This is a genomic window from Sabulibacter ruber (assembly GCF_017355955.1).
In the GTDB taxonomy this organism is placed as follows: domain Bacteria; phylum Bacteroidota; class Bacteroidia; order Cytophagales; family Hymenobacteraceae; genus Nibribacter; species Nibribacter ruber_A.
In genome coordinates this window covers 1803651-1817224 of the sequence record NZ_JAFFID010000001.1, presented here as the reverse complement: position 1 = coordinate 1817224, position 13574 = coordinate 1803651, and the positions used below count along the sequence as shown (strand labels likewise).

General features: G+C 47.5%; 7 protein-coding genes and 1 pseudogene. 3 read left to right on the top strand and 5 right to left on the bottom strand.

The genetic code is table 11. From position 1 onward, the window contains the following. Nucleotides 1-158: 158 nt before the first annotated feature. The gene (locus JT719_RS07375; RefSeq protein WP_207432117.1) at nt 159-893 is read right to left on the bottom strand and encodes an HAD family hydrolase; all 735 of its coding nucleotides are present in this window, start codon (nt 891-893) and stop codon (nt 159-161) included. Nucleotides 894-1319: 426 nt separating this feature from the next. On the opposite strand from JT719_RS07375, the gene JT719_RS07370 reads away from it, so the two are divergent. The 3 genes from JT719_RS07370 to JT719_RS07360 are packed head-to-tail and all read left to right on the top strand — an operon-like array spanning nt 1320 to nt 6383. Next, nucleotides 1320-3017, top strand: coding sequence for a glycosyltransferase family 39 protein (locus JT719_RS07370; protein WP_207432115.1), 1698 nt, complete (start codon nt 1320-1322; stop codon nt 3015-3017). Nucleotides 3018-3045: 28 nt separating this feature from the next. Next, nucleotides 3046-4704 carry a hypothetical protein gene (locus tag JT719_RS07365; protein WP_207432113.1) on the top strand — a complete coding sequence of 553 codons (1659 nt, stop codon included), beginning with the start codon at nt 3046-3048 and terminating at the stop codon, nt 4702-4704. A gap of 11 nt (nt 4705-4715) precedes the next feature. Beyond that, a complete protein-coding gene (locus JT719_RS07360) occupies nt 4716-6383 on the top strand; it encodes a hypothetical protein (protein WP_207432111.1) in 1668 nt (555 codons plus the stop codon). 253 nt (nt 6384-6636) lie between these two features. Here JT719_RS07360 and JT719_RS07355 read toward each other — a convergent pair whose 3' ends face one another. The 4 genes and pseudogenes from JT719_RS07355 to JT719_RS07345 all read right to left on the bottom strand — a co-directional run bounded on the left by JT719_RS07355 (nt 6637) and on the right by JT719_RS07345 (nt 13082). Beyond that, nucleotides 6637-9312: a PQQ-dependent sugar dehydrogenase gene (locus JT719_RS07355; RefSeq protein ID WP_242693096.1), complete on the bottom strand. Its 2676-nt coding sequence runs from the start codon at nt 9310-9312 to the stop codon at nt 6637-6639. A gap of 186 nt (nt 9313-9498) precedes the next feature. Beyond that, nucleotides 9499-9924, bottom strand: a pseudogene (locus JT719_RS25625) (ThuA domain-containing protein); the annotation flags it as partial. Between the two features lie 881 nt (nt 9925-10805). Then, nucleotides 10806-11822: a glycosyltransferase family 2 protein gene (locus JT719_RS07350; protein WP_242693095.1), complete on the bottom strand. Its 1017-nt coding sequence runs from the start codon at nt 11820-11822 to the stop codon at nt 10806-10808. Nucleotides 11823-11936: 114 nt separating this feature from the next. Further along, complete coding sequence (locus JT719_RS07345) at nt 11937-13082, bottom strand: acyltransferase family protein (RefSeq protein WP_207432107.1); 1146 nt, start codon at nt 13080-13082, stop codon at nt 11937-11939. Nucleotides 13083-13574 lie beyond the last annotated feature (492 nt).

Below are 13574 nucleotides of genomic sequence, written 5' to 3'. Positions count from 1 at the left end.
GGACGGCATCTATCCCAGGCAAACTTCTGGTAATAGAGCGAAGAACCCAAGGCTGAGTAAAGTATAGATCTTCTTATTGGAACCCTGGGGGTTTGCAAGATGAGGCTAGAGGCAAGCAATGCTTTCCTTGTTGTTGCTGCTGCGGAGAGCAACTGTTTTTATAAGGAGTTGATTTCTAAGGAGGCTTTTTTCGCTTTGTTCCCTTGTTTGGCTTGTATAAGTTGCTGGGTTAGCTTGGCGTAGAAGTCAAATTCCTTGAAGGGCTTTTTCTCCAGAATAAGGTAAGGCATGTTGGCTCTTTCGGCGCATTCTCCGTCTAATTCCAACCTATCACCAATGAAAAGGCATTCATCCGTAGACAGCCCCAATTTTTCCGCTATATAGAATAAGCCATCGGGGTTAGGTTTCAATTTGTCTACTTCCTTGTCTGTGGAACACACGATCAAATCGGCATCTAATTCCATGGCTTTTAACTTGTCAACTGCTTTATAATCAGAGTATATTCCCGTTTTTAGACCGTTTTTTTCTAAAGACTCAAAAAACGTTTTAACTCCCGGATACATGCAGTTTTTGAGAAATTGGTTAGGAAACGTAAACATCCAGTGTTCCACAACTTTCCTGATTCTGGGTATATGAAAGTTGCCTTTCTCAGCGCACCATTCATATTGGGCGTTTTCCAGATTACCGGCCGAATACCCTGCTTTTTTTTCCCGTTCAACCCTGAAGTGGTATAAAATCAAAAAGTCTTTTAACCGCCAGGGTCTCCATGCATAATAGCTGATCAACGCAAAAAGCATCCTCTTTCTCATTCTGGACTGAGTATAAAGTGTGCCGTCCACATCAAAAATTACAGCCTTAATCTTGGTCCAATCTAACTGCTTCTCTTGAGCCATCTTTTTCTCTAAAGTTTAATGTTGTTGTTTTAGTAAGATATTTTTTAACAAAAAGTAGGCTAGTTTTTTCAAGCCGCTTCCGTATCATGAGAGTGGCAAAATCATTTTTATCGCTTGTCTTGCGGAGCAGGTATTATTGTGATTTGATAATCAGTGTCTTATCTAAGTATATTAAGTATGTAAGAGTTGATCATTTTCCTACCTGATACAATTTTATTCACAAATTGTATTAATTAATCTTTAAACTGTAATATTATGGTATTGTTTTTGCAGTTTATTTAGTTGCTCAAGATAAGCTCATCAAGAACCCTTATTAGATGATGGCTTTGCTTGAGCATTTCTACTACTGTTTGCCACACTTCAAGGTTTATATGTAGAGGCGCGCAGACCTCTATCATACTAATGTAGAATAGCATCTGTAAAGCCATGCCGTTAAAAGTAGAGAGTGCCCCTGTGCTAGTGTACGAAAATCTTCCAAGTGCTTCCGCAAAAGTGGGGTTCGGTCTCGGGTGGAAGACAATGGTCTGGGCTTTTCTTTTGGCTGGGGTGTTCCTCAGGGTGTTCCACTACCTTGATAACAGATCTCTTTGGCTAGATGAAATCTACCTGGCTTCCAGTCTTATTAACAAAGACCTGAGCGATCTGCTTTTCACAGAACTGGAATATGAGCAAAAGGCCCCTTTAGGGTTCCTCCTGTTCTGTAAACTTGCTGTGATGGTATTTGGGAAGAGTGAGTTGGCACTCAGGTTTTTCCCCTTCCTATGCGGAATTGCGTCTTTGTTTCTGTTTAGGAAGGTCTGCTCATACTTCTTGAAACCTTATGGGGTAGCCATTGCGATGGGCATATTGGCGCTTGCCCCGCCTTTGGTGTACCATGGGGTTGAAATCAAACAATACAGTACTGAGGTGCTCGCCTCCATTACCTGCCTGTACCTTTACACCCGCTACCACAAAACCAAGTCGTTAAGCTCTCTGACCCTATGGGGTATCTGGGGAGGACTGGTGCTTTGGTTTGCCTATGCCTCTGTGTTTGTCTTGGCTGGTATGGCAATCGGAGTTACAGGGTATCATTTGTGCAGGAAAGAATGGTCCTCTATGGTAAGGAACCTCCTACCATTTGGCATTTGGTTGGTGAGTTTTGCAGTGAATTACTTCCTGTTTACCCAAAAACACATTGACTCAGCCTGGCTCATCCATTATTTCAAAGTAAGGAGCAGCTTCATGCCGTTTCCTCCGGAGTCCTTGCGAGACTTGCTATGGCCCATCAGGAAAGCAGGAAACAGGCTGATCAGGTATCCGTTAGGGCTTACTTTAAATACTGTTGTTACGCAAAATGCTTTTCTTCTTGCTTTATTTAAGAGAGCGTTTTTAGCCATCGGCTGCATTTTGGTTGGACTTGCCTGGTTTTTCAGGAAAGACCGAAAATTCCTGTTGGCCTTGGTTATGCCTTACCTACTGGCAGTAGTGGCTTCTGCCCTGGAGCTGTATCCCTTGTACGAGCGCCTCACTGTTTTTCTCGCTCCCTTATTCATCCTGATCATTGCTTTAGGATGTCAGCAGATAGGAGCGTTCATAAAGCGTATAAGCCCGGCGGTGGCATTCACCATACCTCTGTTGCTTTTAATGCCTTGTTTCTTGGTGTCAGGCCAGCAATTACTGCAGCCAGAGCTCTTTGGTGGTTACAAGAGAGCCTATTGCCGTGATGCTTTTCTGCTTATTAATGATCACTATAAAGAAGGTGATCAGGTGTATGTCTATTGGAACATGCTTACGCCTTATAAGTTCTATAAGACTTCTTACAACCTAAAATTCAATGCCATAGAAGGAAGCGATTTCAGGGCTAGTTCTGCAGATGCTTCTGAATACTTTGAGAAACTGACCTCGGAGATTACCGGCTTAAAGGATTCAAAGAGGGTATGGCTTATCTATTGTAAAAACCGAGGGGTAAAGATTGGAGAGTTTGACCATCGGCCGGCTTGGTATTTTAAAGAAGTACTTGGAGGTAAAAAGTTACATCAGAAATTTTCGGAGATGGGATATGAAGTTGATGGGTTTGAGACTCCTGAATTGAGAGTAGCTCTCTTTGAAGTTAGCAAAGAGTCTCCTGGCAATTACCAGAAATAAAACCTGTCACTCATATCATATCCCCTGAATGTCGCTAGCCTTTAGAGTTTCTCCTGTACTGCCTGTCCTTCCTGTCTCGCCTGTTGAGCCCGCTTCCGCCGGTCCGGGCCGCCTGCTGCGGGCGCTCACGTGGGCGGTGCTGGCGGCCGGGGCGCTGCTGCGGGTGTTCCACCTGGTGGACAACCGCTCGCTGTGGCGCGACGAGCTCTACCTGGCCGTGAGCCTGGTGCGGATGGGCTTCGGGGAGCTGGCGGCCGGCCCGTTGGCCTACGAGCAGAAGGCGCCGCTGGGCTTCCTGTGGGCCGAGCGCCTGGCCGTGGAGCTGCTGGGCAAGGGCGAGCTGGCCCTGCGCCTGTTCCCGCTGCTGTGCGGGGTGGCGGCGCTGGGGCTCTTCGCGCCGGTGGCCCGGCACTTCCTGCGGCCCTGGGCGGCGCTGCTGGCCCTGGCGCTGCTGGCGCTGGCCGGGCCGGCGGTCTACCACGCCGTGGAGGCCAAGCAGTACAGCACCGAGCTGCTGGCCTCGGTGCTGGGCCTGTGGCTGTACGCGCGCCAGCGGCGGGGGCGGCTCCCGCTCTGGGCCTGGGGCCTGTGGGGGGCGCTGCTGCCCTGGTTCTCCTACTCGTCGGTGTTCGTGCTGGCCGGGGTGGCCGGCGCGGTGGGCCTGGGGGCGCTGCGGGAGGGGGGCTGGCGGGCGGCGCTGGGCTACGCGCCGGCCTTCCTGCCCTGGCTGGCGAGCTTCGCGGCCGTCTACCTGCTCTACCTGGGCCGCTACCAGGACTCCGGCTGGCTGACCGTCTTCTTCGAGAAGTACTGCCGGGCTTATCTCCCGCTTTCGTTCTCCCCTGGGGTGATTGCCCAATGGTTATTTGAAAAGGCGAACGAACTGGCAAAAAATCCTTTAGGCCAATACTTCAAATTCACCGTTGCTTCCCCGACCGCTTTTGTGGCGTTGAGACTTTTCCCGTTGGTTCTTTTAGTGGCTGGCATGCTGTTGATGGCCAAAAATAACTTTCGGAATTTCTCGGTACTGGCTTTCCCCGTTCTCTTGACCCTGTTGGCATCCGCCCTTAAGTTTTACCCCTTTTATGAGCGACTGGTGCTGTTTCTTGCCCCTGTTTTTATTCTATTTATCGGGTACAGCGCCCAGAAGATTGTGGGTTTCTTTTCTGGCAATAAAGCAGTGAAGGCAGTATTGGTCGCCTTACTGATGGCACCTCTGCTCTACAATGCCACGCGGGAAGTGTTGTACCCGGAACATTTTCTTAACCACCAAAAGAACAGGGAGAGTCTGCTGTTCATCAATGAGCACTATAAAGAGGGCGATGCGGTGTACATATACTGGAATATGTGGCACGCCTACCTTTACTACAAGGAGGCCTATAACCTGAAGTACACCGCCATAGAGGGCCAGGATCTGAAGACTTCTTCCGCAAACCACGCCGAGTACCTGAAGAATCTCGACCCCGGTATCCAGAAGATCAAGGACAAGGACCGGTTGTGGTTCCTGTATGATTCTTACCTGCGGATAAACATTGGAGACTACGTGGATCAACCTACCTGGTATCACCACAAAGACTATGTAGTAGGGGAGGGCCTGGAGAAAACTTTCTCTGGGCTGGGCCAAAGGGCAGGGGAAAGGTATAAAGGTGGCGATACAGTGGTATCCTTGTTTCAACTAGCCCAATAATCTTGTATGATATGGCTTCAATTTACCAGTCTGGACCAGCGGTAGCAGAGCATCCTGTCCTTCCTGTCTCTCCCGTTGAGCCCGCTTCCGCCGGTCCGGGGCGCCTGCTGCGGGCGCTCACGTGGGCGGTGCTGGCGGCCGGGGCGCTGCTGCGGGTGTTCCACCTGTTGGACAACCGCTCGCTGTGGCGCGACGAGCTCTACCTGGCCGTGAGCCTGGTGCGGATGGGCTTCGGGGAGCTGGCGGCCGGCCCGCTGGCCTACGAGCAGAAGGCGCCGCTGGCCTTCCTGTGGGCCGAGCGCCTGGCCGTGGAGCTGCTGGGCAAGGGCGAGCTGGCCCTGCGCCTGTTCCCGCTGCTGTGCGGGGTGGCGGCGCTGGGGCTCTTCGCGCCGGTGGCCCGGCACTTCCTGCGGCCCTGGGCGGCGCTGCTGGCCCTGGCGCTGCTGGCGCTGGCCGGGCCGGCGGTCTACCACGCCGTGGAGGCCAAGCAGTACAGCACCGAGCTGCTGGCCTCGGTGCTGGGCCTGTGGCTGTACGCGCGCCAGCGGCGGGGGCGGCTCCCGCTCTGGGCCTGGGGCCTGTGGGGGGCGCTGCTGCCCTGGTTCTCCTACTCGTCGGTGTTCGTGCTGGCCGGGGTGGCCGGCGCGGTGGGCCTGGGGGCGCTGCGGGAGGGGGGCTGGCGGGCGGCGCTGGGCTACGCGCCGGCCTTCCTGCCCTGGCTGGCGAGCTTCGCGGCCGTCTACCTGCTCTACCTGGGCCGCTACCAGGACTCTGGCTGGCTGACCGTCTTCTTCGAGAAAGTCTACCACGCCTATATGCCTTTACTTCCTACTTCTGTGGGGGACTTTGAGTGGTTCTTTCATAAAACCAATGCCTTGGTCAAACATCCTCTGGGCCAGAAGATAAGATTCACCGGAGCCTTGTCTTTTATACTGGTGCAGCTTAGGCTATTGCCTTTACTGCTCATGGGGGTAGGGGTGGTATTGATGGCTAAAAATAACTTTAAGAAGTTCTCGGTGCTGGCTTTCCCCGTTCTGTTGACACTGTTGGCTTCTGGGTTGAAATTCTACCCTTTTCATGAGCGCTTTGTCTTGTTTTTAGCACCCATGTTTATCCTGTTTATTTCTTACGGAGCGCAAAGTTTATGGGAATTCTTGCCTAAGCACCTACCCGTTAGGTTAGTTCTATGCTTGTTGCTTTTGGCAGCACCGGGTTGGAATGCGATCAAAGAGGCGCTTAACACAGAGAACTTCTACAAGAAAGAGGCGAACCGGGAGGCCCTGCTGTTTATCAATGAGCACTATAAAGAGGGCGATGCGGTGTACGTGTACTGGAATATGTGGCACGCCTACCTTTACTACAAGGAGGCCTATAACCTGAAGTACACTGCCGTAGAGGGCCAAGATCTGAAAACCAACTCAACTTCCTATGCCGAGTATCTCGGCAAACTTTCTACGGGTTTTGGGGAGATCAAAAACCATAACCGGTTATGGTACTTGTATCATACCCATGTAAGGAACAACATCGGAGGGTTTATTGGGCAGCCTGCCTGGTATTTCGAAAAGAGCTTAGTGCCCGGCAAAATGCTGGAGCCTTCTTTCTCTTCCTTTGGAGAAAACTTGGGTCCTAAATTCAATCAGAAGGAAACCGTAGTGTCCCTCTTCCAGCTTGCTCAATAAAGCACACTTGCTTATGGGATAGGGATCAAGGTGAACTTCTGGTTTTCTGTTTAGGATGTGTTTTTCAGTAAACGAGTGAAAAACAGAATATTGGCTTTTGATTGGTTGAGATAGACTTATAGAGGACAACTCTAGGATTTGTAACCTCAGGAAGCGCCCTTCTGTTTTCGGGCTGGTTTTATAGAAACCAGGCTAAAACGGGAGGGCGCTTTTGTGTCTCAGCGGTGTAGAGCTATCTCAGGCTTGTATTACTTCAGGAGGAGATGGCCGTGACCCATTTTGAGGTGGTAGCTACTGGTTTCTTCCGGTGGAATTCTATCCAGCGCAACCGGACTTGACTTGGTTTCAGTAACGCCTTGCGTTTGAAAACGAGGTACAAATCGGGTTTGCCTCCCGGGTTCTTCAGCAATGCATTTTGTTCACGCCATTGTTTCCAACTGCCTGTAGGGGTAAAATTAAGCTGCCCAATTAGAAATCCCTCCGGAGACCCGGCCCTCACTTCAATGAGCCCACCGTTTTCTAAGGCCGAGTAGTTGAAGGTTAGGTGACTTATTTGGTGCAGATCTATATTCTTGAGCACCAGGTACCCACCTTGTTCTTTACTCTCTATAAAATGGTTGTTTCCAGAAGAGCCCTGCGACACATCGGTGTACCCATCAAAATCATAGGATTCCACGCGCGGATGCCGAAGGATTATCTTACGGGAAGTTGTAAAGGCTTCTTCTCCGTTAGCCCCATTCTCTGCATAGGAAGCAGTTAAAATGTACTTCCCGGTAGGGCCATTGCCTTGGTGCTTGTCTAGCAGTAAATTCCCTTCAGAAGGAAGCGAAGTAAGTTCAGGGGTGGAAAGGGAAAGAATATACTGGACTAAAGCGTCGGCATCTTCTTTTGAAAGCTGCGGATGCGCGTTCATGGAGTGCTCTCCCCACACACCGCCGCCGCCATTGATGACTTTATTGGCCAGCTCCGAGACAGTTTTAGTGGTAGGCTTATACTTGCTGGCCACGGCTAAAAAGGCAGGGCCGTACCCTTCTTCGTCTTTCATGTGGCAAGACTTGCAATCGTTTTTGCGCAGAAGTTGCTCTCCCTTGTTCACCTTCAAAGCGGTGGTTTCTTTGCTCTGCAGGGGCAAACCTGGTAAGTCTTTCCCTTCCGGGAGGTAGTCTAACGTGACTCTCAGATTCGCTTTATCTGGTTGGTGCTGTTGGTTTGAAACCAGCACCTGGTACCCGAATACTTCATTGTCCCAGTAGAAGGATTGATTGGCGTTAGAGGCAATTCTAAGAGCTGGTAAGGTTTTGCCTACCGTCACTTTCAGAGAACTCTGGGTGGTAGCGCCGCTTTTGTCTGTTACTGAGAGCACTGCCAGGAACTGGCCGGGTTTATGGAAAGTAAATTCAGGGTTGGGGGCGTTACCGCCAAATGGTTTGCCGTTCAAGGTCCACTCATACGTAAGTTTGTCTCCCTCATCGTAATCAAAAGTGCCTTTGCTTGAGAACTGAACCTTGAGTGGGGCCTGCCCGGTTGTTTTGGAGGCCGAGGCAACTGCTACCGGAGGCCGGTTCCCAACATTATACTCAATTCTGGTCAGTTTACCTCTTTCCTGAAGATAGCCCCACGGATCACCAAATTCTAAGACATACAGAGCGCCGTCTGGGCCGAACTCAAAATCAATGGGGTGGTTGAGGGCAAGGTTTGGCATAAAAGCCTCGGTGCGCAGGTAGTTCAGGTCCTGGTCCATGTACACCGCTTTGATCCAGTTTCTGGACCAATCGCCTATAAACAGCACGTCATCATAGTAAGCCGGGAATTTTATGGCGGACTTAGATTGAGGATTGTAGTGATAGACGGGGCCTCCTAAAGCGCAGCGAGCACCTTCGCCTAGCTCTGGAAATTCTTTGGAGGGGGTATAAGGATAGTAAATAAAGGCAGGAGCGGCAGGGGGCAACTTTTTGGCGCCAGTATTATTGGGTGAGTTGTTAACGGGGGCATTGGGGTTGAACAAGGCTCCTATCTTGCCTGAGGCGAAATTATACTCAGCATAAGGAGCATTCTTCCCTATGAAGTAAGGCCATCCGTTGTTGCACGCTTTCCTGACCTGGTTTATCTCGTCATATCCCTGGGAGCCGCGCGTGCTGTCTTTGCCGGCATCAGGCCCTACCTCGCCCCAGTATAGAGTTCCGGTTGGTTTGTCTACGGCTATTCTGAAAGGGTTCCGGCACCCCATCACGTAAATTTCGGGTCTTCCTTGTGAGCCATCCTTAGGAAATAGGTTACTCTCTGGAATGGAGTAGGAACCGTTTGGCAGCGGCTTTATGCGTAAAATTTTCCCTCTCAGGTCATTGGTGTTACCGGCTGAGCGTTGGGCATCGTTGCTGGCATGACCAGGCCGTTCATCCATCGGGCTGAAGCCGCTGGAGAAGTTTGCATAGGAGTTGTCACCGGTAGAGATGTATAACAGCCCTTCGGCATCAAAGGAAAGCGATCCCCCTAAGTGGCCGCTTCCATTTACATCCAGAGGTATCTCCAGCAATACCTTCTTTGAGGGCAGATCCAGTTTTCCCGCCTTTAGCGTGTACCTGCATACCTGCATTAGTGAGCCATTGCTGTTGGGTGGGGTTAGAAAAAGGAAGATGTGTCTGGTTTGGGTGAAATCCGGAGAAAGTGCCATCCCATGGAGGCCATGGCCAGCGTCTGAGGCATCAACGGGAACGGTGCCTATCTTCTCAGTGGTATTAGTTTTAGGATCAAAGACAAGTAAAGCCCCTTTCCGTTGGATGATGTACACCTCCCCGGTAGGGGCAATGCTTAGCTCCATGGGGTCTTTTAGATCCTCAAACAAAACATTGGCGTGGTATCGGCTTTTTTCCTGAAGGTGGCTAACCGGTAGGTCTTTGTTTTTGCCTGTGTTGCCAAGAACATAGTGCATCGCCTCTGTTATCTGCGAGGGAAAGTACTTGTTTTGGCTTGGCTCAGAGGAGGTTTGTAAAAGGCAGATATGGCTTTCCTGAAACTGGAAACGGGTAGGCAGCGGTACCGGGTTTGTTTCTTGGTCGGGGAGGACAGAAGCGACTGGAATGGCTTTGAGGGTGCTATTTAACCCAGTTTGCAACAGGTAGGCGTACCATTCCCAATCTTGCGGATTCTCTAAAGCGGCATCTATGCCAATAAAGCCACCGCCTTCCTGTATAAATGAAGCAAAACTTCTTTTTTGGGCTTTGTTAAGTTTTTCGCCTGAGGTTCTGAAGAAAATGACCGCCTGGTACTGTTCTAGATTTTGTTGGTTGAAATGAGATGCGTTATCTGTTAGATCAACTAAGATTTGTTGCTTGGCGGCTTGTATCTGAATCTCTTCCAGGTAACCCTGAATGGGTTGCTCTCCTTTAGAATGGTTGTAGAATAACAGAACCTTGTCTGGTTTACTTTTCTGAGAGCAGGCAGAAAGAAGATAAAGTAGGCTGAGAAAGAGTAGATACCTTACCGTTTGTGCAGCAGAAAGCCTTGGTAATATCCACTTGACCCAGAAAGGCGGAGCGGTCATAGCTGAAGGGTCAAAGTTTATAATCGGTTATTCCTATGTCTTCCATAGCTCAAAGCACTTTAGATGTGAAACTGACGAAAGCGATGGGAGGCAATAACTGCTTTCATGAGCTTCGCTCTACTTGTCGGCATGAGATGATCTTAACCATTAAGTCAACGTGTTTCAATGATTATGCCGATAGAAAAGAGTGTAAGGTAATTTGCTCTATTTCAGTACTAATTCATTTGATGTATAAGTATAATCTCATTGTGCTTGTATTCAACTACGCTTATAAAGGCGGTTACTTAATAATGAATAAGACCTATAATATAAGAAATTAATACAGAGCCTTAGACTAATGTAAAATGAAGAGTATAGCGCCAGGTTTGCATAGATTTCATGAGAAACTAAATCATTTCATGTAAGTCATGTCTGTTTTACAGGAGTTTTCAGGAAAACAGTGCTAAAACAGAGGGCAATCCTAAACGAGGATTACTCCTGATGAATGTATGAATAGCGCTGTAGTAAGGATAAAAAAAACAACCCGTTTAGGTATCACTCTTTTTTTGCTAGTTGATTTACAAATATTTGCCGCTTAATGGGCGTCTCTCCCATAAGCTAGTTGGATTGTAGTTTTTGTGTCAAATCTAGAATTTGTTCCTAAAATGGGAATGTTAACATAAATAGTATGGTGTGTTAGAATTGGGATTGCTTCCGTAGGTTTTGGCTAGGCTAATTGGTGCACTTAGTATTTTTAAGATCCTGCCATTTTGCTTCTGTTTTCATAAAACTACCTCCAAAACGCGATGTGTTCAGGACAAAGCTAGGTACAGGTTCTGCTTAAAAAGAAGGAAAGAGGATAGAAGAGGAGGTTAAAAGCCTTTGTGGAATATCGTTTGAGACTACACTCTATTGGTCACAATCTTTAAATATACTTTCAGAATCTTAAGATAAAGCTTGAAGCTACCGTTGTGCATGACAAGGGTATGCTTTATATGGCTTTTAACATTTTGCTTATTGTGGGTTGCGTGCCATATTCTGTTTGCAACACTCACGCCATAATGGGCATAAGCGTACCTTGATTTCTCCAGAACAGCTTTTCTCTCATTCTCTGGTAAATGCTCCTGAATATGCTTCATGGCATGGGCAATATCCATCAGATACTGGCCATTCAAAAACTTTTGTCCTGAAATAGAACTCAGGTGCTTCCGGTAATCGGCTAAGACTTCTGGGGTATAGGCAACGGGATAGTGTTTGGCTATGCGCACCCACATCTCCCAGTCTTCTCCATACGTGATTCCATAAAAGCTGCCTAGTTTCTCATACACCTCCCGTTTGACCACAATGGAAGCGTACTGGATGCGCTGGCGTTCGGCAATGCGCAAAAGCCAATTGTCTAAAATCCCATCCTGCTTCATCTCGCAAGGCTGCACGTAGTCTATGTGCCCGCTTTCATCCATATAACTAAACCGGCAGAAAGCAGCTCCTGCCTGGGGGTGTTGCTCAAACAGTTGCCCCATTTTTTGATAGAAGCCTTTTCTGAGCCGGTCGTCGCCGTGTAGTAAGTGCACCAATTCTCCCTGGGCTCGGTTGATACAAGTTTCAAAATTCCGGAGACTTCCTACGTTTCTTGGTTGTCTGAAGTATTTGATTCTGCCTTTCCCTATTTGATTGACAATAGCTTCTACATTGGCATCGGTACTGCAATCATCAATAACCTCAATTTGCATTACCTCTTCAGGAAGTTGCTGCTGCAGTACGCTTTCCAGGGTTTCAGGAAGAAACTCTGCGCAGTTATAGACAGGAATCATCACGGACCAAATCGGCCTCTTTCCTGCAGTAGGAAGAGGCAAAATGATAGGTGGTGATGACGGAATTCTTGGTTGCACAATCAAATTATAATAAATAATTCTATCCAAATACCTGTCTGAAAATGGCTTTAGGCAGGTGATTCAATCTAAGAGTTAATTAAGGTAGCCTATTTACGGTTGATAAGTTAAACCTTGGCTTAGATACCTTTGATAGTTTAAAAGTTAATTGTTTTTAATGTAACTCATTTCCAGATTATTGGTAGTTGGAAGCGGTTGCCCAGATCCCTCTTTTTTAAGTTTAAGGAAAGGCTTTTCTACTACATGCCAACTCACAAAAGCCGCAATAAAAGAGATGAAGCCTGAAAGTATAAACAGCAGATAAATATTCAGGTGTTCACCTGCAATAGCTAACACTAGCTGTTGAACAGGCCACGCGTATAGATAAAGCCCGTAAGAAAAGTCTCCTTTCCTTGCAAACCTAGGAAAGGGTAAGGTGGGATGGTAGGCCAAGTAGAATAATACATACGAGCCAGCAAATGGTGCCACCAAATTGAAGTAAGGGAGCCAAATACAAGAAACAATAAGAGCAACAATTGATACAATTATGAGGCCAAAGCTTCTCTTAATGTGGTTTCTATACAGAAAAAAGCAGGCGCCTGCCATAAAGTAGGTAATGAATTTGGGGAGATAGAGTGGATGGCTCATTATTCTTCCCTGGTAATTCTCCCATTGAAACCAGTGTGCTACTTCCTGTAAAGCGAAAAAGAGGTAGGAAATTCCAAACAATACCAAAGGCTGCCATTTTCCTTTTAACAATCCCAGGAGTGCCAGAACAGGAACTATCAAGTAGCAAATAAATTCGTATTGAATAGTCCATAAAGATTCATTGATCATGTTGGGCAACGGATTGTCCTGGAAAGACCAAGGCGCTCTTTGGGTTTGCAGGGTAAACAGATTCAGAAGGAACGCTTTCCCTCTGAACTCCTGGAAATAAGCAGTTACATTTCCTTGAGGATGGCTGTTGTCTATCGTACTTAAAGGAGCTATTACCAGCATACTTAGGGCAAACGCCACAAGAAACCCGGGGTAAATTCTTAGGATTCTCTTTTTTAGATAACTAGGAATTGAGGAAGTGTTTTGAAAGCTTCGGACAATTAGAAACCCACTGATCGCAAAAAAGCAGTTGACAGCCACACTTCCCAGGTCTGCCTGATTTTGGGTGATAACCATAAAAGGCTCAACATCAATTGTTTTCCCATAATAAATCACATAGCAATGGCTGTAGATAACGGTGACCGCCAGCGCAAACCTGAGCACGTCAAAGTTGTTGTTCTGTAGAGTAGGGCTTATTAATAAATCGCTTCTCAAGTTTATTCAGCCTTTATAAGAATCTACTGTTCGTTTCTTGATGCTCTATTGGAGAGTATCAGGTATTTGCTTGTGGGGGAAGGGAAGTAAGTATTTCATTCCAGATGCCTTTAAAAAGCAGTACAAAACACCTGTAATGTATAAATACTTATAAATATAGTCATAAATTTAATATAAAGTGTACTTACACAGATTTTTTGGTTTTGATTTAGAATTTAAACGGGTGGACGTTTCAGGAGAGAATTAATGATGAACTTGAGGTAGGTTTGAAATGCTTCCAATGAAGCATTTCAAAAAGCTGGCATATTCTTCATAGGGTGGCACCCAATCATATCAGCAAATTGTTTGAGGTGATTGTCAAATAGACGCAATGGTGGGTAACTGCCAAATCTTGATTAGAATGCTTGTGAGTTCATACAGGTCATCCATAAAAATTTGCTGTGCTTTAGTTATAATCTATATAATAAATATTATATTTAGTAAATCAGTTTT

Bases quoted from the DNA above. Each gene is read 5' to 3' on its own strand.
- JT719_RS07375 (WP_207432117.1), bottom strand. From the start codon at position 893: ATGGCTCAAGAGAAGCAGTTAGATTGGACCAAGATTAAGGCTGTAATT.
- JT719_RS07370 (WP_207432115.1), top strand. From the start codon at position 1,320: ATGCCGTTAAAAGTAGAGAGTGCCCCTGTGCTAGTGTACGAAAATCTT.
- JT719_RS07365 (WP_207432113.1), top strand. From the start codon at position 3,046: ATGTCGCTAGCCTTTAGAGTTTCTCCTGTACTGCCTGTCCTTCCTGTC.
- JT719_RS07360 (WP_207432111.1), top strand. From the start codon at position 4,716: ATGGCTTCAATTTACCAGTCTGGACCAGCGGTAGCAGAGCATCCTGTC.
- JT719_RS07355 (WP_242693096.1), bottom strand. From the start codon at position 9,312: ATGCACTATGTTCTTGGCAACACAGGCAAAAACAAAGACCTACCGGTT.